The organism is Massilia sp. Masssp93, from assembly GCF_059491295.1.
Genome location: NZ_CP168502.1, coordinates 2,930,692 through 2,952,032, shown reverse-complemented (window position 1 = coordinate 2,952,032; position 21,341 = coordinate 2,930,692). Strand labels below are relative to the sequence as shown.

10 protein-coding genes are annotated in these 21,341 nt (G+C 67.4%); 6 read left to right on the top strand and 4 right to left on the bottom strand.

Annotation, left to right across the window (positions count from 1 at the left end):
• Nucleotides 1-33 precede the first annotated feature (33 nt).
• Nucleotides 34-2,850 carry a TonB-dependent receptor plug domain-containing protein gene (locus ACEN9Q_RS12155; RefSeq protein ID WP_495628599.1) on the bottom strand — a complete coding sequence of 939 codons (2,817 nt, stop codon included), beginning with the start codon at nt 2,848-2,850 and terminating at the stop codon, nt 34-36.
• 894 nt (nt 2,851-3,744) lie between these two features.
• A complete protein-coding gene (gene nhaA, locus ACEN9Q_RS12150; RefSeq protein WP_495628598.1) occupies nt 3,745-4,932 on the bottom strand; it encodes a Na+/H+ antiporter NhaA in 1,188 nt (395 codons plus the stop codon).
• A 462-nt stretch (nt 4,933-5,394) separates the two neighbouring features.
• On the opposite strand from nhaA, the gene ggpS reads away from it, so the two are divergent.
• Nucleotides 5,395-7,713 (top strand): glucosylglycerol-phosphate synthase, encoded by a 2,319-nt coding sequence (gene ggpS, locus ACEN9Q_RS12145; RefSeq protein WP_495628597.1) that lies wholly within the window; start codon nt 5,395-5,397, stop codon nt 7,711-7,713.
• A 187-nt stretch (nt 7,714-7,900) separates the two neighbouring features.
• Nucleotides 7,901-9,340 (top strand): DUF389 domain-containing protein, encoded by a 1,440-nt coding sequence (locus tag ACEN9Q_RS12140; protein WP_495628596.1) that lies wholly within the window; start codon nt 7,901-7,903, stop codon nt 9,338-9,340.
• 149 nt (nt 9,341-9,489) lie between these two features.
• Here the strand turns inward: ACEN9Q_RS12140 and ACEN9Q_RS12135 are convergent, their stop codons facing one another.
• Both ACEN9Q_RS12135 and ACEN9Q_RS12130 read right to left on the bottom strand, forming a co-directional pair.
• Entirely contained in the window at nt 9,490-11,070 is a 1,581-nt protein-coding gene (locus tag ACEN9Q_RS12135; protein WP_495628595.1) for an aldehyde dehydrogenase (NADP(+)), read from the bottom strand.
• 128 nt (nt 11,071-11,198) lie between these two features.
• Entirely contained in the window at nt 11,199-14,264 is a 3,066-nt protein-coding gene (locus ACEN9Q_RS12130; protein ID WP_495628594.1) for a TonB-dependent receptor, read from the bottom strand.
• A gap of 123 nt (nt 14,265-14,387) precedes the next feature.
• Here ACEN9Q_RS12130 and ACEN9Q_RS12125 point away from each other — a divergent pair, with 123 nt between their 5' ends.
• The 4 genes from ACEN9Q_RS12125 to ACEN9Q_RS12110 all read left to right on the top strand — a co-directional run bounded on the left by ACEN9Q_RS12125 (nt 14,388) and on the right by ACEN9Q_RS12110 (nt 21,321).
• On the top strand, nt 14,388-14,669 hold the full coding sequence (locus ACEN9Q_RS12125) for a hypothetical protein (RefSeq protein WP_495628593.1): 282 nt from the start codon (nt 14,388-14,390) through the stop codon (nt 14,667-14,669).
• 173 nt (nt 14,670-14,842) lie between these two features.
• Complete coding sequence (locus ACEN9Q_RS12120) at nt 14,843-16,759, top strand: hypothetical protein (protein WP_495628592.1); 1,917 nt, start codon at nt 14,843-14,845, stop codon at nt 16,757-16,759.
• A gap of 33 nt (nt 16,760-16,792) precedes the next feature.
• Nucleotides 16,793-18,955 carry an exo-alpha-sialidase gene (locus ACEN9Q_RS12115; protein ID WP_495628591.1) on the top strand — a complete coding sequence of 721 codons (2,163 nt, stop codon included), beginning with the start codon at nt 16,793-16,795 and terminating at the stop codon, nt 18,953-18,955.
• Between the two features lie 53 nt (nt 18,956-19,008).
• Entirely contained in the window at nt 19,009-21,321 is a 2,313-nt protein-coding gene (locus tag ACEN9Q_RS12110; RefSeq protein WP_495628590.1) for a glycoside hydrolase family 95 protein, read from the top strand.
• Nucleotides 21,322-21,341: the final 20 nt, after the last annotated feature.

Below are 21,341 nucleotides of genomic sequence, written 5' to 3'. Positions count from 1 at the left end.
TCCTCCTTTTTGTTTCTGGTTGATACAGCAAGATCAGAACGTGTACTCGGCGCGATAAACCCAGGTGCGGCCGATCGGCTTGGCGATGTTCTGGGCGAACACCACGCGCGACGACAGGCGCTGGTTCGACAGCGGTGGATCGACGTCGAACAGGTTGTTGATGCCGAACGTGCCTTTCAGGTGCCTGTTGAACTTGTAGTTCGTGCTCAGGTTGTACAGCTTGTACGGCGAGATCACGTGGTAGAACGGCTGGCCGGGTTTCTGGGTCGGCAGCGCATTGGTGTCGATGTAGTGTGAGGTCCACTGCTGCGTCAGCGTCGCGCCGAAGCCGCCGAGGGTCCAGGAGAAGCGCAGGTTGTGGCGCCAGCGGAACACGTAGGTATTGGCCGAGGTCGAGCCGGTCGCCAGCGCGCCGGGCTGGCCGACGCTGTCTTCCCATGGACCGCCCGCATCGTTCTGGCCCTCGTACTTGCGCACGTAGGTGCCGTCCAGGGCGATGCCGAACTTGCCCATCGCCGCGGTCGGGATACGGTAATTGAAGCTGGTGTCGATGCCCTGGGTGTGCAGGCCGCCCATGTTCTGGCGGGTGACGACGATGTAGTCCAGCCGCCCGTCGGGCAGGCGCACGAACAGGTTCTGGTACTTCGCCACATCCCCGAAGATGGTGTCCTCGGTCTGCTGCGCGATCGTACCCTTCATGCGGATGTCCCAGAAGTCGAAGGAGACCATTGCGTTCTTGACCGGCTCGATCACGACGCCGGCGGTGAACGTACGCGACTTCTCGGGATCGAGGCTCGGGTTCGCGCCCGTGAGGATCGGCAGCGTCGTGTTGCAGACGGTTGCCGGGTCGAGGTTCAGGCCCGCGTACCGGGGATCGGTGGTCACCGAGCCGGTGTTCGGCTGCGACGGCGTCGCGCTCGGGCACAGCAGCGGGTCGTCCCAGCGTTGGGTCGACGGGGTTTTCACGCGCGGGGTGCCATACAGTTCCGGCAGGGTAGGGGCGCGGAAGCCGGTACTGGCCGTCGCACGCAACATCACCTGCTTGTGCGCTTCCCAGCGCACGCTCAGCTTCGGGTTGATCGTCGAGCCGAAGTCGCTGAAGTGGTCCACGCGCACGGCGCCGGTCAGGTCGATGCCCTTGGTGATCGGGGCATCGACTTCGGCGTACAGGCCGGCCACGGTGCGTGCCCCCGACGGGCTGGCGCCGGGGCTGCCGGAGACCTTGTACGTGACCAGGTTGGCGTCCATGCTGGTGCTGTCCTCGTACATCTCGCGGTGCAGGTCGCCGCCGACGGCGACCGCCAGCGCACCGCCGCCCAGATCCATCAGGGAGCGCGAGAGATTGAAGTCCGGGCCGAAGTAGCGCACGCGCGCGCTGCGATAGGTCTGGCCGTCCATGCTGATGCTGTCGAGGTACTGCTGGCCGGCCTCGTCCTGCTTGCCGAACGGGTTCAGGATGCCGTTCTCGACTCCCGCGTACAGCCCCGGGGTGGATGAGAAGCCCGTCTTCCAGCCGACCCGGCGGCGGCTCATCGCGGCGTTGAAGCCCACGCGGTAGTCCCAGGCGCCGATCACGCCTTCGTCGTTGACGACGATGCGATGGGTGTTCTGGCGGTCGTCGGTGCCGGCCGGCCCGAGTTCGTCCATGCTCCAGGTCAGCGCGAGGTCCTGGCCGGTCACGCCGGCGACGGCCGGCACGCCGCCGCTGCCGCCCGGGTACCACTTGCTGCCGCTGCGGATGAACAAGGGTTTGCGCACGCCCGGATGGAGCTTGTCGTAGTCGGTCTGGGCGCCGAACACTTGCGGCGGGTTGAGCGCGTCGATATACGACTCGGTCGTCAGCAGCTCGACCGACAGCACGCCGCTGTCCCCATGGCGCAGCGAGGCCCTGGTCATCAGGGTGGTCTGCATCGCCTCGGGCAGCAGTTGCGGATACAGGGTCGGGTCCAGGATGCAGGTCTTGGTGCCCGAGCCCGAGGCCTTGGTCGAGGCCAGGCTGTACCGGGCGTCGTAATTGCTCGTGCAGCCGGTGGCGAAGTAAGGATTGCCGGTGGTGCTGGTGGCCTTGCCTTTGTTATAGACGGTGAAATTGGCGGGCGCCGAGGACGAGCCGGAGGTGTTGGTGGAGAACGCCGTGCCGCCCAGGGCGACGATGTCCTGCGGGTTCCAGATGTTCGGGCGGTCGCGCTGCATCAGCGTGTTGCGCCGCTGGGAATCGATGGCGGCATAGACGTTCCAGCCGTCCTTCTGGAGGTCGCCCTTGCCGCCGATGACGGAGAGCTTCGGCTGCTGGCCACCGCCGTGGCGCTCGGGGTCGACGTAGCCGGCGACGACCTTGGCGCCCGTGTAGCTGCGCCTGGTGATGAAGTTGACGACGCCGGCGATGGCGTCGGTGCCGTAGATCGAGGAGGCGCCGTCGCGCAGCACCTCGACGCGCTCGACGGCGCTCATCGGCACGACGTCGACGTTGATCGAGCTGTCGCCGATCGCCTCGTTCGGGAGGCGGCGTCCGTTCAACAGCACGAGGGTGCGGTTGGTGTTCAGGCCGCGCATGTTGATCATGGTGCCGCTGCCACCGCCGCCGACCGGTTCGTTGGTCGACGCGGTCACCAGCGAGACCGCGACTTCGGACATCGTCGTCAGGCCTTGCGCCTCGAGTTCCTCGGCCTTGTACGTGGTCAGGGGCAGTGCGTTCTCGGTCGCGATCCGCTTGATCGAGGAACCCGTGATCTCGACGCGGGTCATCGTCTCCTGGACCTGGGCGCCGGCCTGGTCGGCGAGGGTCAACGCCGCCAGGGCGATGGAAGTCAGCGCCAGGCGCGTGGTCGTGAAGTGGTTGGAACGTTTCAACGTGGTCTCCGGTTTTTTTATATTGGTTGTGTCGCCGTGTGCAGGCGCCGGCGCGGATTCCGCATGGCCTGGGGCGTCGACCAGCTTCCATCGTTGAAAATTGGTCGGACCTGCCTCGTGAACTGGTCCGACAAGATAATTACACCGTTTAACAAAGACGGCAATTGGTCCAACCGCTTCTAGTTGTTAATTCGTCACGTCGACGTAAGGATCGTGCAAGCAAATCGTGCAAGGTGGCCGGGACAAGGCGTAAGGACCACGCGGACGCCACTGATGGCTGCGTCGAATCCCCAAAAGCCGGCGTCCGGCTTTTGGGGGCGGTTCACTGAAGTGGGCGCCTGCCGTTACCGGGGCCGTCCCAGCGCGTCCCGATCTCGTCGATGTCCGGTCCGTCCTGGCCGGTCGACTGGATCTGGCCGAATTGGTCGTGCCGCTGTTGAGCGGGGTCGAGAGGGGCATCTGCTGGTAGTCGTTCCACGAGCCGGTAACCGGGAAGGCGACGTTGCTAGCGACGTCGTTGAGCGTGACGCTCACGGTGCGCGCGGCCGTGCCGCCGTTCGCGCAGCGGATGACCAGCGAGCGCGTTCCGGACGAAGAGGCCCGCATCCTGGCCGGCCAGTGCATCCCCGGGCGCGTGGAAATGGAAGACGTGGCCGCGCTGGGCGAGGGCGTCCTGTGGGATGCCGGCCAGCAGCTGGCCCGGTTCGTCGACATCAAGGGCCGCCGCCTGCACTGCTGCGCGCCGACGACGGCGGCTGCGTGGTCTCGCTCGAGGACGGCCTGTACCGCTTCATCGAAACGAGCGGCGCATTCGTCCCGTTCGCGAAGGTCGCGCCCGATGTGCCCGGCCACCGCTTCAACGCCGCGCCGTGAGCCCGGCGCGACCGCCGCCGGTCATGCGCTGGTGTCGCGATCCGCGCCGGCGGCCAGCGGCGCGCCATGCCACTTCAGCCAGGCGAATCCGGCCAGGCCGGACGCCAGCGACGCCAGCAGGATGGCCATCTTCGATGCGGTGACGACGCCGGCCTGGTCGCCGAACGCGAGGTTGGTAATGAAGATCGACATCGTGAAGCCGATACCGCCCAGCAGCCCAGCGCCCAGCACGTGCCGCCAGGCCAGGTCGGACGGCAGGCGGCACAAGCCCGTCGCGACCGCCCCGGCAGTGGCGGCCACGATACCGACCGGCTTGCCGACGGCCAGGCCGAGGACGATGCCGAGACTGTTGGACGAGACCAGCGCCTGCGCCCAGCCGGGGCCGATGACGACGCCGGTATTGGCGAGCGCGAAAATCGGCAGGATCGCGAAAGCGACCGGCTTGTGCAGGACATGTTCGAGGCGATCCGACAGGGAGGGAGCGTCGCGCGTGGCCGCGTCGGGCAGCGCGAACGCCAGCAACACCCCGGCGATCGTCGCGTGCACGCCCGACTTCAGCATGAAGAACCACATCAGCGCACCGCCGGCGAGGTAGAGGGGCAGGGACCTCACGCGACCCAGGCGGTTCAGCCCCGCCAGCAGCACGAACACGGCCAGCGCCGCAGCGAGATAACCGATCGACAACTGCGCCGTGTAGAACAGCGCGATCACGACGATGGCGCCCAGGTCGTCCATGACAGCGAGCGCGGTGAGGAAGATCTTCAGCGACGCCGGCACCCGATTGCCCAGCAGGGCGAGCACGCCGAGTGCGAAGGCGATGTCGGTCGCCATCGGGATGCCGAGGCCTGCCTGCGCCGGCGTGCCGTGGTTCATGCTGAAATGAATGCATGCCGGTACGACGATGCCGCCCGCGGCCGCCACGATCGGCAGCGTCGCATTCTTCAGGTCCGACAACTCGCCGTTGCGCAGCTCCCGTTTCAGTTCGAGCCCGATCAGCAGGAAGAACACGGCCATCAGGGCGTCGTTGATCCAGTTTTCGATGCTCAGGCCGGCGAGCGGCAGATGCCAGACGTCGAGGTAGGCATGGCCCAGCGGCGAATTGGCGAGCACCAGCGACGCGAGCGTGCAGAAGATCAGCACGGCGCCGCCGGCCTTGCCCGACGCGGCGAATTCCTTGAAGGCTTCCGATAGCGGGAGGTCAATCGCCATGACGGCTCCCGTTGAAAAACGTGGAGCGCGGTCCCGGACGGGAAGCGGGTGACTGGGCAATGAGTAAGTGAAAGATGGACATGCGGTCGTGTTCGAGCCGCGTGGCGGCCCGACCAGCGCAAATCCTGTCATACCGGAGCAGTATGATCACCCTTGCAACATTGTAGCGCATCGCCTGGTCGGCGGGAAGGCGGTCGCCGCGCCCACGCACTTGCGGCGGTGAATGTTATATGCATTTGTGCAAATGCTGTTAACTTGCTATAATCCAAGCTTCTAACCGGGAATCCTGTTCCCGTCCGGATGCGGCGGCGTTGCCCTTCGCGTCCATCCCCCTGGCAGTCGCAGGTGCAGGCGCAAGCGCGCCATGCCGCACCCGACTGTGTTCGCCTTGTGCCGGCAGCGCCGGCACCCACCAGGTCGGCGCGCCAGCGCCGAGCACATCGATCCGAAAGGCCGAAGACGATGACTCTTCCATTTCCGCCCAGGCTGGCCCAACGCCTGTCTCCCGATAACTTTGTTCTTGCGACCGATCTCGACGGCACCTTGCTGGCGGGTGGCGTCGAGGCCCGGCGCCGCGTGCGCGAGCTGTTTTCCGCCGCGGAATCGACGCGCGGCGCGCGCCTCGTGTTCGTGACCGGCCGCGGCCTCGAATCGATCCTGCCGCTGCTGAGCGACCCCACGATCCCGGCACCGGACTACATCATTGCCGACGTCGGCGCCACCATCGTGCGGGGCGACCTGAGCCCGGTCGACGAATTGCAGCAGGAAATCGCCGCACGCTGGCCGGGGTCGCAAGCCGTGTTGAGAGCGCTTGCCGGTTTTCCGGGCCTGCGGCGCCAGAGCGTGCCGCAGGAGCGGCGCTGTTCGTTCCTCGTCAGCGAAAGCGACGTCACGCCCGAGTTGCATGCCGCGGTCGACGCGCTCGGCTGCGATCTGCTGTTGTCGGCCGGCTGCTACCTCGACGTGCTGCCGCGCGGCGTCGCCAAGGGCCAGGCCGTGCTGCGCCTGGCGCAGGCGGCGGGGATCGCGCCCGCGAACATCGTCGTCGCCGGCGATACGCTCAACGACCTGTCCATGTTCGAGACCGGCCTGCGCGGCATCGTCGTCGGCGGCGCGGAACCCGCACTGGTCGAGCGCGTGCGCAAGCGTCCGCTCGTCCATATCGCGGCGGGGGAAGGCTGCGACGGCATCCTGGAAGGCCTGGCGCACCACGGCGCGCTGCGCGAGGAACGGGCCGAGGCGGCGGCGCAGGTCCCGTCCGGCAAAGCCGAGCTCGTCATGGTCTACCACCGCCTGCCCTACGACGAAGCGGTCGAGGACGGCGTGCTGCACCACCGCCGCCCGAAGAGTCCGAACGGGATCATCCCGACGCTGCTGCGCTTCTTCGCCGGCAGCCGCGCCGGCTCATGGGTCGCCTGGTCGCAGCAGGACAGCCGGAGCCCGGAAGGCTTCGTCTCCCACGTCCATGTCGACCGCGAACGTTACCCGAATCTGGAGGCGGCGCGCATCGCCCTGACGGCCGACGACGTCGACGTGTTCTACAAGAAGTTCTCCAAGGAAGCCTTCTGGCCGATCATTTTCTCGTTCCCCGACAAGGCCGAGTTCCGGCAGGCGCACTGGGAACGCTTCCTGGAAGTGAACCGGCTGTTCGCCGAGCAGACCGCGCGCGAGGCCGCCGACGGCGCCGTCGTGTGGGTCCACGACTATAACCTGTGGATGGTGCCGGCCTACCTGCGCCCGCTGCGCCCGGACCTGCGGATCGCATTCTTCCACCACACCGCATTCCCGTCGAGCGACGTCTTCAATATCCTGCCGTGGCGGCGCGACATCATCGGCAGCCTGCTCCAGTGCGACTACATCGGCTTCCACATCCCGCGCTACGTCGAGAATTTCGTCGACGCGGTGCGCTCGTTCGCGCCGGTCGAGGTGTGCGGGACGGCCGCCTGCGCGCCGCGTTTCCTCACCTATGGCTGCGCGCTCGGCGTCGACACCATGACGACCGCCGTGGAAGTGGGCGGACGCCGCGTGAGCCTGGGCGCCCATCCGGTCGGCACCGATGCGGCGATGGTCGCGCGCGTCGTCGCGACGCCCGACGTACGACAGCGCACGGCCGCCATCCAGGACTACCTGGGCGGCGCCACCGGCATCGTGTCGATCGAACGGCTCGATTACGTCAAGGGCACGCTCGAGAAGCTCCAGGCCTTCGAGCGCCTGCTCGAGTCGCACCCGGAACATATCGGCAAGGTCACGCTGCTCAACATCATCACGCCCGCCGCGCAAGGCATGGAAATCTACGCAAGCCTGCGCGAGGAAGTGGACCGCACCGTGGGCCGCATCAACGGCCGCTTCTCGACGCTCGACTGGGTGCCGGTACGCTACTTCTATCGCTCGCTGCCGTTCGACGAGGTCATCGCCCACTACGCGGCCTGCGACGTCGCCTGGATCACGCCCCTGCGCGACGGCCTGAACCTGGTGGCGAAGGAATTCGTCGCCGCCAAGAGGGCGGCCGGCGCGTCCGGCGTGCTGGTCCTGTCCGAGTTCGCGGGCGCGGCGGTCGAACTGCACGGCGCGCTGCTCACCAATCCCTACGACGCGAACGCGATGACGGCGACGCTGCACCAGGCGTTGACGATGGGCGCGGACGAGCGCGCCTATCGCACGGCGCGCATGGGCATGATCGTGGCCGAGCACGATGTCGCCCGCTGGGGCGACGACTTTCTCGCGGCCGTTGCCGCGGCCGGACCGGAGCCGGACAGCGTGTTGCGCGAACGCGAGGCGTGACGCTGCCGGGAGCAGGCAGTGCCAGGATTCGCGCTGTCGACGCGGGAAATGATGACAAAATGGCTGTGGCGCGCACGCGGCGCCATTTGCCCGTGGGCACGAAAACGTTTGTGCCCCTGCGGAATCTCGGTGAAAATTGCCGCTCAACGACTCCTCGGCTGAATTTTTCAGCCGCCAACCGAAGTTCATGAACGCACCCGAGCACTCGACCAAGCCCAGTCACCCGTCCCTGCGCGCCGCCATCGCGCACCGCTTCAGCCTCCTCGACGACAAGGCCGACGATGCCGACATCGACCGCAGCCTGCGCGCCGGCGTGGAGCTGAGCGGCGCGACGCCGTGGATCCTGATGCTCGCGATCGTGATCGCATCCGTCGGCCTGAACACCAATTCGACGGCCGTGATCATCGGCGCCATGCTGGTGTCGCCGCTGATGGGCCCGATCGTCGGGGTCGGGTACGGCATCGGCATCTTCGATTTCGCACTGATTCGCCGTTCCCTCGCGAACCTCGCGATCGCGGCCGGTATCAGCCTGCTGACGTCCACCCTGTATTTCATGGTGACGCCCCTGGCCGAAGCCCAGTCGGAATTGCTGGCACGGACCACGCCGTCGTTGTGGGATGTCCTGATCGCGCTGGCCGGCGGCCTCGCCGGCATCATCGGCCAGACGCGCCGCGAAAAATCCAACGTCATTCCCGGCGTGGCCATCGCGACCGCGCTCATGCCGCCGTTGTGCACGGCGGGTTTCGGGCTGGCGAACGGGAACTGGGCGGTGTTCGGCGGGGCGTTTTACCTGTTCTCGATCAACTGCGTTTTCATTGCCTTCGCCGTCGTGATCGTCATCGAATTCCTGCGCCTGCCGCGGCACGAATTCGTCGATGGCACCAAGGGGCGCCGGGTCAAGCGCGCCTTGTTGTGCATCGTGTTGCTGACTGGCCTGCCGAGCATATTCCTGGCCGCGCGCCTGGTCGACAACGAATTGTTCAGCAGCCGCGCACGCGAGTTCGTGCGCAGGGAATTCAAGGCGGCGCCCCAGGTGCATGTGCTCGAGACGCGCGTGGCTCCGGGGTCGCGCGACATCGAAGTCACCCTGATCGGCGCACCCATGCCGCCGGCGGCGATCAAGGCGATCGAAGGGCGGCTCGCCGCGGGCGGATTGCAGCAGGCGCGCCTGCGCGTGCACCAGGCCGAACCCGGCGACACCAACAAGATCGACGTCGGCAGCCTCAAGGCGGACATCCTCGCCGAGATCGTACGCAGCAGTCAAGAGACGGTGCAGGACAAGGATGCGGAAATCGCCGCCCTCAAGGGCAAGCTGACGACCCAGCAGGATCACGTGCAGCAGGCCGCTGCCGTGACGCGTGAATTCGAAGCCCAGTATCCGCAGTGCGGGAACGTCCTGTTCGGTACCGCCGTGCCGCCCGACGCCAAGGAGGGCGGGGTTCCCATCCTCAGTGCCGACTGCCGCCGGCTGCCGCGCGCGAGCGAGGTACGGCGCATCAACGAGTGGCTCAAGGCGCGGACCGGCAGCGCCACGGTGCGCGTGGCCCTTGCCGCCAGCCGCGGCCAGATCGTGCACCTGGCCGACGCCGCGCCGGCGGACGCTGTGGCGCCGGGCGCCGTGCACTAGTTCCTTCCGGCCGACTGGTGTCGCCGGAAGCAGGACCGTCGCCCCTGCGAAGGCAGGGGCCCAAGGCTGCTGCGTCTCGCGGCATCCCGGGATGCCGCGCCGCGCGTCACGCCACCGCGTCGACGGATGACGTCACGCGCGCAGGCGCCTCAGCGCGCGACCTGCAGCGTCCCGTCCACCATGCGCGCCAACCCCAGCGGATTGTCGTCGCGCAGCGCGTCCGGCAGCAGCTCGGCCGGCACGTCCTGGTAGCACACCGGACGCAGGAAGCGCTCGATGGCGGTGGCGCCCACCGACGTGGTGCGGCTGTCCGACGTGGCCGGGAACGGGCCGCCGTGCACCATCGCGTGGCACACTTCGACGCCGGTCGGGAAGCCGTTGAACAGGATGCGGCCGGCCTTGCGTTCCAGGGTCGGGATCAGCCTGCCGGCCAGTGCGCGGTCGGCCGCCGTCGCGTGGATCGTCGCCGTCAGCTGGCCCTCGACGTGGCGCGCGACTTCCAGCAGTTCGTTCTCGTCCTTGCACGTCACGATCAGCGAGGTCGGGCCGAAGATCTCTTCTTCCAGCGCGCTGTTGGCGAGGAAGGTCGCGGCGTCGGTCTCGTAAAGGGCCGCCTGGGCGGCGCAGCCGCAGCCGTCGGCACTGCCTTGCGCGACCAGTTCCACGCCGGCGAGCCCGGAACGGCGCGTCACCGCGTCGACATAGGTCTGGTGGATGCCGGCCGTGAGCATCGTGCCCGCGCCCTTGGCGGCCATGGCTTCGGTGGCGGCGGTGCGGAACACGTCCAGTTCGGCGCCGGCCAGGCCGATCACGAGGCCCGGGTTCGTGCAGAACTGGCCCACGCCCATGGTCAGCGAATCGACGAAGCCTTGCGCCAGTTTCGCGCCGTCCGCGGCGAGGGCGCCCGGCAGCAGGAAGAACGGGTTAATGCTGCTCATCTCGGCGTACACCGGGATCGGTTCCTTGCGCGCGCCCGCCGCGTTCACGAGCGCGAGCCCGCCCGCGCGCGAGCCCGTGAAGCCGACCGCCTTGATGGCCGGGTGCGACACGAGGGCCTGGCCGATCTCGAAGCCGGTGCCGATCAGCATGGAGAACGTCCCTTCCGGCATGCCGCAATCGACGCCGGCCTGGCGGATGGCCTTGGCGACGAGCTCCGACGTGCCCAGGTGGGCGTTGTGGGCTTTCACGACGACCGGGCAGCCGGCCGCCAGCGCGGACGCCGTATCGCCGCCGGCGACGGAAAACGCGAGCGGGAAGTTGGAGGCGCCGAACACGGCGACGGGGCCGAGGCCGATCTTGCGCATGCGCAGGTCCGGCCGCGGCGGCGTGCGCTGCGGCAGGGCGGAATCCAGCGTCGCTTCCAGGAAGTGCCCGTCGCGCACGACCTTGGCGAACAGGCGCAGCTGGTTGCAGGTGCGTCCCCGTTCGCCTTCCAGGCGTGCCGCAGGCAGGCCGGATTCGGCGGACGCGCGCTCGATCAGCAGTGGGCCGATGTCCATGATGCGGTCGGCGATGGTCTCCAGAAAGCGTGCGCGCTGCTCGAGCGGCGCGGCACGATAGGCGTCGAAGGCCTGCTCGGCGAGCAGGCAGGCGGCCGCGAGGTCGTCCATGGTGGCCGCGCCGAACACGGGTTCGATCTCGGCGCGCGTGGCCGGGTTGAAGGCGCGCAGCGTCGCGGCGGTGCCGCGCACGGCCTGGTTACCGATGATCATTTCGCCTTGGATGGTCATGAGGACTCCTTGTCTGTCTCTAAAAAAAAGCGCCGCCGGGGCCTTGTCGGCCGCGGCGGCGGTGCGGTGCGATCGAACGTCGATTGTATCGAATCAGGCGGATTCCCGTCGGCGCGGGAATCGTTTCATCAGAACGAGTACTGCGCCTGGATCGTGTAGCGCGGGCCGCTCATGAAGACCTGGCGGGTGAAATTGCCCGCGTGTTGCTCCATGATCTGGCGCGTGTACGCATTGGTCAGGTTCGTGGCTTCCAGGCCGACGCGGAACTTGTCCGTGAAGTCGTAGAAGATCGAACCGTCCAGCTGACCGTACGGCGCCTGGTACAGCGGCAGGCCGAATGCCTGGTCGTTGACGGTCGTCGGGATCAGGTACTTGTCGGCCGGTGCGTCCGGGTTCGTGTTCAGGCCGTTGTTGCCGCGGCTGCCCCACTGGGTCACGCCCAGCAGGTAACGCGAACGCCAGTTGTACGCGAGGCGCATCGACAGGCCGTGCTGCTCGTACATGACCGCGAGGTTGATCGTGTGGCGCGACAGGCCTTGCAGCGGCGTCTTGCCGAACGCACGTCCGTCCGTGTCGCAACCGTTGATGAACAGGTTGTAGTTGGACGACGCGTCGTTACCCTGGCACCAGGCGTTGTACACCGGATGATTCAACGTGCGCTCGCTCGACACATAGGTCCAGCTTGCCTGCGTGCCGATGCCCTTCAGCCAGTCCGGGACGAAATCGTAGTATTGCTGGTGCGCGATCTCGAAACCGCGGGCGAAGCCCTTGGCGCCGTTGACCGGACCGGTGACGACGAAGGTCTGCGGCTTGCCCGCCACGTCGGTCGCCGTGTAGTTGTACGCCTGCGTGGTGATGATGTCCTTCAGGTCCTTGTTGAACACCGCGAAGGTCAGCGAACCGGCCTTGGCGAAGTACCACTCGGCGGTCAGGTCGATGTTGGTCGACGTGGTCGGCTTCAGCATGGCATTGCCGTCGCTGGTGCCGGTCAGGCTGGTGCCGTCGATATGGACCGCGGTCGTCTTGCCCGAAGCGTCCTTGGTGGTCGTCTGGAGGTTCGTGGCATTCAGCGTCGTCTGGACCTGCAACTGGCCGAAGTCCGGGCGCGACATCGCCTTGGCGATGGCGAAGCGGAACTGCAGCTTGTCGCTGTACTTCAGGCGCAGGTTCAGGCTCGGCAGCCAGTTGCTGTACGAATTGTGGACCGACATCTGCTGCGCGAACGGGGCGATGGTGATCAGGTTTTCCTGGCCGGACAAGGCGGCACCATCCGTCGCCGTGATGGTGGACGGCGGCGTGTACGCGACGTAGCCGCTGCCGGAGTCGTTCGTCCGCACGTAACGCAGGCCGATGTTACCGTCGATCGGGTACTTCAGGTCATCCCAGCCGAAGCGCAGCTGCCCGTAGGCGGAGCGGGTCTTCTCGCTCTGCGTGTTGGTCGCGGCCGGATCGTTGAAGGTCGCCGCCTTCCACGGGTCGCAGGTCGAACCCTGTTCCTTGCACAGCACGTCGTGGTAGGCGTGGATCTTGGCCCATTCGTCCGGGAAGCCGCGCACGGTCGACTCGTCGGCGAACAGCATCGGCGGGAGGTTGTATTTGCCGCCGAAGAAGTTGTCGATCTGCTGCAGCGACGCGCCACCGGCGAAACGCGGATCGCCGAGGCGGGCAACGTGGGGGATCTGCCAGCCTTCCATCCACGGGAACGTGATCGCCTGCCAGTTGTAGAACTTCTGGGCCTTGTGGTTCTCGCCCTCGCGGTTGGCGAGGCGTACGCCGAAGCGCACGTCGCGCAGCACCGGGTTGTCGAAGGTGTACCTGAAGTCCGACTTCCATGCGTTCTGCGTCGCCAGGGCGTGGTCCAGCGCCTCCTGGGTATAGGCCCAGTAGTAGTTGTTCGGATCCGCCATGTAGGCGGCCGAACCGAGCGTGATCTGCGGGACCCTGCCGGTCATGTCCATCGTCTGGTTCGGCATGATGAAGCCGGTCGAGACGTCGGCGTCGAAGCCCTCGGTGGTCGAACGGACATGCTGGAAGTCGTTGGTCCAGGTCAGGTCCGGCGTGACGCGCCACTGCAGGTTCAGCGAGGTGTCCGCCGTGCCGTTGACACGCTTGTTGATGCGCTGCGAGCTGTTGAACGGCGAACCGCCATAGGTCGGGTTCGAGATGGTGCCGCTCTGGAACACGCCATTGCTGTTGAAGACCGCGTCGGCGCTGGCAACCTGCTGGTACCACTTGTCCTCGGACGAGGAAACGACGTGCTCGTCCAAGTCTTCGGTGTAGTGCGTCTTGAAATAGGTGAGCGACGCCGTCAGGTCCTTGTTCGGACGCCACTGGAAGGCGGCATAGTCGCCGCGGCGGTCACGGTCGAAATTCTGCGAGCGGTAGCCGACGCCCAGCGGAATCCACTGCGTCTTGGAACGATCGTACTTGGCCGGATCGGTCGAATTCACGTGCGGCCAGTACGGGTCGACGCCCACGCCGTCCGAACGGGTCGGGCTTTTCGCCTTGGCGAAATCGACCAGCGCGCCGAATTCGCCGAACGTGTCGCTCTTCCAGCGGTTCGACAGCAGGATCGTGCCGGTCGGGGACGGGGCGCCCTTGCGCAGCGTGGAATACGTCTCCGACGCGCCCAGCGAGCCCTTGAAGCCCTTGTAGTCGAACGGCATCGCGGTGCGCAGGTTGACCAGGCCCGCGACGGCGCCTTCGATCTGTTCCGCGGACGGGTTCTTGTAGACGTCGACGCCGGCCATCAGCTCCGGCGCCACGTCGGCGAAGCCGAGCGAGCGGCCGCCGCCGGCCGAGAACGCGTCGCGGCCGTTGATTTCCGAACGCACGTAGGTCAGGCCGCGCACCGACACGCCGGAGCCTTCGACGGACTGGCGGTTCGGGTCGCCCGCCATGTTGCGGTCGATGGTGACGCCGGCGATACGCTGCAGCACCTCGGTCACCGAACGGTCCGGCAGCTTGCCGATGTCTTCGGCGACGATCGAGTCGACGACTTCGTCCGCATCCTGCTTGAGTTTTTGTGCCGACTGCAGCGCGGCGCGCTGGCCGCTGACGACGACGACGGCAGCCTTGGCGGCGTTCGGATCGGTGTTGGCGTCACCGTTCGTCTGGGCCCATGCCGCGGCGCTGGAAAGGACGGCTACGTGCGCAACCGCAGCCGCGATTGCGGTCTTCTGGAACTTCCTCATTGTCTCCCCCGATAACAGGTAGTGTTTTTATAACAAGCTCTAACAAAGCCAGGGTTGTTGTGATGCCTAACACTGGTTGTTGTACGCTACCATAAATCTTTTCCCCTTAGCTGACGTGCGTGTATGTTTTATGACAACGCAACACGCTGTTGCCTGCGTGTGGTGGAAAAGACAGCACCGCAAGGTCCTCGCTCTGGTGGGCGGCGCGGTGGGGAGGGCGCGCCGCCCGACCGCTGGCAAGGTACTGAATTTGCGAGTGAAAACGGCAATTTTCAGATGGCGGCCCTGATAGCGTACACAATCGTTCCCAGCAGTAAGATCACGATTCAATGTTATACGCAATCGATTTCATGGCCGTCAAAAAAATTTTCCGTACGTGAGATAAATACAACAATTGTGACCTGAAAGCGCTATCTTTTTACAGCGTCGCGCAGTGTATCCGGGGAGGACAACTAAACACACTAAACACAGCGCCGGGAGACGTTACGGCTTGTTAGCGCGAACATTTTCCTTGCGTCGCTAACATCGATTCGCTTAGCATAGCAATAAGTAGTGCTCGAAAAATATACGGAGACGCCATGCGCACCACGTTCACCCGCCTTGCCGGCGCCACCGCCGCCGCGCTGGCCCTGCTCGCCGCAGTGCCTGTCCAGGCTGCCGCCGCCACCGGCACCGGTCACTACAAGCACTTCAGGACCGCGATCTACATCCCCGTGAACGTCACGCAGAGCCTCGCCGACCCGCAGGTCTTCGAGCACCAGTTCGCGCGCGCCATGAGCCAGGTCCCGTTCGACAAGGTGTATATCGAAGGCTACCGCGACCGCCACTTCGCCAGCGACGCCGAGATCGAGGCGGTCAAGCGCCAGTTCCAGGCGAAGGGCATCGAGGTCGCGGGCGGCGTCACCCTGGCGGCGGGCGGCTTCAATGGCCAGTTCATGACCTTCGACTACGAATCGCCGCAGGACCGCGACACCTGCAAGCGCGCGATGGCGCTGATGGCGCGCCACTTCGACCACGTGATCCTCGACGACTTCACGTTCTACACGTCGAAGTCGGACGCCGACATCAAGGCCAAGGGCGCGCGCACGTGGACGGACTATCGGCTGGCGACGATGCGCAAGGTGTCGCAAGACCTGATCCTCGCGCCGGCGCGCGCCGCCAACCCGAACGTCAAGGTCGTCATCAAGTACCCGAACTGGTACGAGCATTTCGAGGGCCTCGGCTTCGACCTCGCGCAGCAGCCAGAGATGTTCGACGGGATCTACGCCGGCACCGAAACGCGCGACCCCGTCATCACGGACCAGCTGCTGCAGCAATACGAGTCGTACAACATCATCCGTTATTACGGCACGCTGCGTCGCGACGGAAAGAACGGCGGCGGCTGGGTCGACACGTATTCGATCCGCTACGTCGACCGCTACGCCGAGCAGTTGTGGGACACGCTGCTGGCAAAGGCGCCCGAGATCACGCTGTTCAACTGGCACCCGGCCGCGCAGGATACCCCGGCCGTCGCCGGCGAACGGCCGTGGGCGCACGAGGACACGAGCTTCAACTGGGACCGCATCGTCGCCGACTGGACGTCCGCCCATCCGGACGCGAAAGCGCCGCCGGGCTGGGGCCTCGCGGCCGGCGCGGCGCTGAAGCAGATCGACGCCGCGCTCGACCAATTGGGCAATCCGACCGGCATCCCGACCTACCGCCCCGCCAACTCGTCGTCCGCCGAGGACTTCCTGCCCAACTACCTGGGCAATGTGGGGATCCCGATCGCGCTGACGGCGCGCTTCCCGCACGATGCGCAGACGATCCTGCTGACGCAGGCCTCGGCCAGCGATCCGGACGTGCTGAACGAAGTGAAGCGCCAGCTGGAAGCGGGGAAGTCCGTGTTCGTGACGTCGGGCTTCGTCAAGGCCACGCAGGACCCCAGGCGCAAGGACCGGGGTTTCCAGGACCTCGTCGAGGTCTACGCGACGGGCAACCAGGTGCTGCTGAACGACTACTACAACGGCTACGGCGCGGGCAACGGCGAATCGCTGCGCGACGATCCGAAGGTGGCGCCGCGCGACGTGCTGTTCCCCGAGCTGCATTACTTCACGAACGACGCCTGGCCCATCGTGCGCGGCGTGGCGGGCGCGCGCGGTTTCCCGGTGCTGCTGATGAACCGGTATTCGAAAGGCATTCTCTACATCCTGTCCATTCCCAGCAATATCGGCGACCTGTATAGTATGCCGCCAGGCGTGATGAACAGCGTGAAGAAATACCTGATGGCCGACGCACCCGTGCGCATCGAGGCGCCGGCCGGCGTGAGCCTGTTCACTTACGATAACGGCGCGTATGTGATCGAGTCGTTCCGCGATACGGCGACGACCGTGAAGGTGGTGAAGCACGCGGCGCCGGGCGACCGGCGTCCGGCGGCGGAGCGGGTGCCGGGCGCCGGCCGCGACACCGTGAGCGACGTCGTGATCCCGGCGCACAGCTTCCGGGTTTTCAAGAGCTAAAAAGGTGTATGTACGCGTGATGGAGACGGTTCGATGAAGTCGCTGAAGCTCGCCCCGCATTTGTCCGCGCTGGTCGCGGCGCTCGCGCTGGCATTGCCGGCGGGCCGCGCGGGCGCGCAGCAGGCGCCGTACGCGTGGGACAGCGTCGTCATCGGCGGCGGCGGCTTCGTGACGGCCGTCGTGCCGAGCCGCGCCGCGCCCGGCGTCGCGTACGCGCGCACGGACGTGGGCGGCGCCTACCGCTGGGACCCGCGCCGCAAGCGCTGGTCGGCGCTGCTCGACTGGGTGGCGGAAGGCCAGACGGGCTACCTCGGCATCGATTCGCTGGCCGTCGATCCGCGCGACGCCGACAATATCTGGCTCCTCGCCGGCATCGCCTACCTGAACGGCGGCCGCACCGCGATCCTGCATTCGACGGACGCGGGCAAGACCTTTTCCGTCGTCGACGTCACGCACCAGTTCAAGACCCACGGCAACGGCATGGGCCGCCAGGACGGCGAGCGCCTCGTCGTCGATCCGGGCAACAGCAGGATGCTGTACGTCGGCACGCGCCGCGACGGCCTGTTCAGGAGCGTCGACGCGGGCCGCACGTGGACACGCGTGGCCGGCCTGCCGGTCACGATCACGCCGAACGACGTGGGCATCGATCTCGTCGTGCCCGATCCGGCCAGCGTGCGCGACGGCCAGGCGCGCCGCGTGTTCGCCGGCGTGTCGCGCTTCGGCGCCGTCGGGCCCAACCTGTACCGCAGCGATGACGGCGGCGCCACGTTCGCACCGGTGGCCGGCGCGCCCGTCGACCTGATGCCGCAGCGCGCCGTGCCGGACGGCGCAGGGAACCTGATCGTCACGTTCGCGAACGGCGCGGGTCCGCATCCGGACCGCAGCGGCCGCGAACCGATGGACCGGGGCCAGGTCTGGAAGTACGCGATCGGCAGCGGCGCGTGGACGAACATCACGCCGGCCGGCTGGACGCGGCCGTTCGCCGGGATCAGCGTCGACCCGAAGAATCCGCGGCGCCTCGTCGTCTCGACCATCAACACGTATTTGCCGCAGGGCGACGCCAAGGGCGACCGCATCTTCCTCTCGCACGACGGCGGCGCCTCCTGGACCGACGTGATCGCGCGCGGCTTCGTGCGCGACGCGGCCGGCGTGCCGTGGCTGAAGGGCCATGCGATCCACTGGGCCGGCTCGGTCGAATTCGATCCGGCCGACACCCACGCCGTGTGGGTTACGTCCGGCAACGGCGTGTTCCGCACCGCGGACATCGATGCGGCGCCCGCGACGTGGACCTTCACGGTGGACGGCCTGGAAGAGACGGTGCCGCTGGACCTCGCCAGCATTCCGGGCGGACCGCTCGTGTCGGCGATCGGCGATTACGACGGCTTCCTGCACGACGACCCGGCGCGCCACGGCCGCATCCACGATCCGCAGATCGGCACCACGACCGGCCTCGCCGTCGCGGCAAAAGACGTTCGCACGATGGTGCGCGTGGGCGACAGCATGCTCGTCACGCACGACGGCGGCGCCGGCTGGAACAGGACGGCCGCGCTCATGGGCCGGCGCGGGCACGTCGCGCTGTCGGCCGACGGCGCCGTCATCCTGCACGCGCCCGAAAAGGCGAGGGACGTCTGGCGTTCGGGCGACGGCGGCGCCACGTGGACGCGGGTGGCGGGCCTCGCGAAGCCGGACATGCGGCCCGTGGCCGACCCGCTCGACGCGCACGTGTTCTACGTCTACGACGAAGCGGCGCTGCTCGCCAGCACGGACGGCGGCGCGACGTTCGCGCCGCGTGCCGGCCTGCCCGCGGGCGGTTCGCACCGCGTGCGCGTCGCGCCCGGCCGCAAGGGGGACGTGTGGGTCGCGCTCAAGAACGGCGGCCTGGTACGCTCGGTCGACGGCGGCGCGCACTTCGCTTCCCTGGGCCCGGTGCGTTACTGCGGCGCCGTCGGTTTCGGCAAGGCCGCACCGGGACACGATTACCCGGCCGTCTACATCTGGGGCGACGTCGGCGGCGTGCGCGGCATCCACCGGTCGATCGATGCCGGCGCCAGCTGGATGCGCATCAACGACGACGCCCACCAGTACGGCGGACCGGGTGACGGCCAGTTCATCGTGGGCGACATGAACCGCTACGGCGTCGTCTATATGAGCACGGCCGGCCGTGGCATCGTCTACGGCCGACCCGCCGCGCATTGACGGCGCTTGCACAGCGATTTTTTATGGCCTTTCTTTGTAATCGATTTCATAACATGATGCCAACTCGAATGCTCACGGTCGCGCGCAAGGCCGCGCACAAGACGATTCTCGCGCTGGCGCTGGCAAGCATCGGGTGCGCGGCACTGGCGGCGCCCAGCCTCGTGCTGCGCTACGACCGCCCGGCCCAGGACAACGACCAGGGCTGGGAACGCGAGGCGCTCCCGATCGGCAACGGCCGCATCGGCGCGATGGTGTTCGGGGGCGTGGCGCGCGAGCACCTGCAGTTCAACGACATCACGCTGTGGTCGGGCGACGCCACGACGATGGGGGCGTACCAGCCGTTCGGCGACGTCGTCGTCGACCTGCCGGGCCATGACGCGGACGCCCGCGACTATCGCCGCACGCTCGACCTCGAGCACGGCATCCACGCCGTCACGTACACGCACGGCGGCGTCCACTTCCGCCGCGAGACGTGGGCCAGCCACCCGGCGCAGGTGATCGTCCTGCGCCTGACGGCCGACCGGCCCGGCCAGTACAGCGGCTCGATCGCGCTGTCCGACCGCCACGGCGCGCACCTGGCCGCCGCGCACAACCGCCTGTACGCGACGGGCACGCTCGCCGGCTGGACCTTGCCGGGCCAGGCGCCCAGCACGAACGCGCTGGATTACGCGAGCCAGGTGCAGGTCGTGAACGAGGGCGGCAAGGCGGCCGTCGAGGGCGACCGCGTCGTGTTCAGCGGCTGCGATGCGCTCACCGTGATCCTCGGCGCGGGCACGAGCTATGTCGCGGACGCCGCGCGGCACTTCAACGGCGAGGCGCCGCTGGCGCGCGTGACGGCCCAGGTCTCGACCGCGGCCGCGCGGCCCGTCGCCGACCTGCGCGCCGAACACGAACGCGACGTCGCCGGCCTGCTGGGGCGCGTGACGCTCGATCTGGGCGCCAGCGCGCCGGAACGCCGCGCGCTGCCGACGGATGCCCGCGTGCTGGCCTATACGAAAGCGGGCAACGATCCGGAACTGGAGGCACAGTACTTCCAGTACGGCCGCTACCTGCTGGCCTCCAGTTCGCGCGACTCGCTGCCGGCCAACCTGCAGGGCCTGTGGAACAACAGCCTCACGCCGCCGTGGAATTCGGACTACCACACGAACATCAACATCCAGATGAATTACTGGCCGGTCGAGGTGACGAACCTGTCCGCGCTGGCGCAGCCGTTCTTCGGCTTCGTCACGAGCGTCGCGCCGGTGTGGCGCCAGGCGACGGCGGCCGAATTCAAGACCAGGGACGGCAAGCCGGTACGCGGCTGGACCCTGCGCACGGAATCGAATCCGTTCGGCGCGATGGGCTATTTGTGGAACAAGACGGCGAACGCCTGGTATGCCCAGCACTTCTGGGAGCACTACGCGTTCACGCAGGACAAGGCCTACCTGGCGAACGTCGCGTATCCGATGATGAAGGAAGCCAGCGCGTTCTGGCAGGACTACCTGAAGGAACTGCCGGACGGCCGCCTCGTCGCGCCGCAGGGCTGGTCGCCCGAGCACGGCCCGGTCGAGGACGGGGTCACGTACGACCAGGAGATCGTCTGGGACCTGTTCAACAATACGGTGGAGGCGGCCGGCATCCTCGGCGTCGACAAGCCGCTGCGCGCGCGCCTCGCGCAGATGCGCGACAAGCTGGCGGCGCCGAAGGTCGGCAGCTGGGGCCAGCTGCTCGAGTGGCTCGACGAGAAGAAGGACCCGGTACTGGACACGCCGGGCGACACGCACCGCCACGTCTCGCACCTGTTCGCCCTGTACCCGGGCCGCCAGATCAGCCCCGCGCGCACGCCCGCGCTGGCCGCGGCCGCGAAGCGCACGCTGGAAGCGCGCGGCGACGCCGGCACCGGCTGGTCGATGGCGTGGAAGATGGCGTTCTGGGCCCGCCTGTACGACGGCGACCACGCCTATACGATGCTGCGCGGCCTGCTGGCCAGCCCCGGCGCCCGCGCGGCCCAGCAGGCGGGGCCCGGCTCGGAGCACAACAATGCGGGCGGCACCTATCCGAACCTGCTGGATGCGCACCCGCCGTTCCAGATCGACGGCAATTTCGGCGCCACGGCCGGCATCGCGGAGATGCTGCTGCAGTCGCAGGCCGGCGTGATCCAGCTGCTGCCGGCGCTGCCGTCCGCGTGGCCGGACGGTGAAGTCAAGGGCTTGCGTGCACGCGGCGGATTCGAGGTGGACATGCGCTGGCAGCGCGGCCGCCTCGTCGACGCCGCCGTGCGTTCGGTCGCGGGCGGCGGGACCGCGAAGGTGCGCTACGGCGACCGGACCGTGGGGTTGACGCTGCGGCCGGGCGAGAGCCGGCATCTGGACGCGGCGCAGTTTTAAGAAGTTCAAAGGCAGACCCC

Bases quoted from the DNA above. Each gene is read 5' to 3' on its own strand.
- nhaA (WP_495628598.1), bottom strand. From the start codon at position 4,932: ATGGCGATTGACCTCCCGCTATCGGAAGCCTTCAAGGAATTCGCCGCG.
- ggpS (WP_495628597.1), top strand. From the start codon at position 5,395: ATGACTCTTCCATTTCCGCCCAGGCTGGCCCAACGCCTGTCTCCCGAT.
- ACEN9Q_RS12140 (WP_495628596.1), top strand. From the start codon at position 7,901: ATGAACGCACCCGAGCACTCGACCAAGCCCAGTCACCCGTCCCTGCGC.
- ACEN9Q_RS12135 (WP_495628595.1), bottom strand. From the start codon at position 11,070: ATGACCATCCAAGGCGAAATGATCATCGGTAACCAGGCCGTGCGCGGC.
- ACEN9Q_RS12130 (WP_495628594.1), bottom strand. From the start codon at position 14,264: ATGAGGAAGTTCCAGAAGACCGCAATCGCGGCTGCGGTTGCGCACGTA.
- ACEN9Q_RS12125 (WP_495628593.1), top strand. From the start codon at position 14,388: ATGTTTTATGACAACGCAACACGCTGTTGCCTGCGTGTGGTGGAAAAG.
- ACEN9Q_RS12120 (WP_495628592.1), top strand. From the start codon at position 14,843: ATGCGCACCACGTTCACCCGCCTTGCCGGCGCCACCGCCGCCGCGCTG.
- ACEN9Q_RS12115 (WP_495628591.1), top strand. From the start codon at position 16,793: ATGAAGTCGCTGAAGCTCGCCCCGCATTTGTCCGCGCTGGTCGCGGCG.
- ACEN9Q_RS12110 (WP_495628590.1), top strand. From the start codon at position 19,009: ATGATGCCAACTCGAATGCTCACGGTCGCGCGCAAGGCCGCGCACAAG.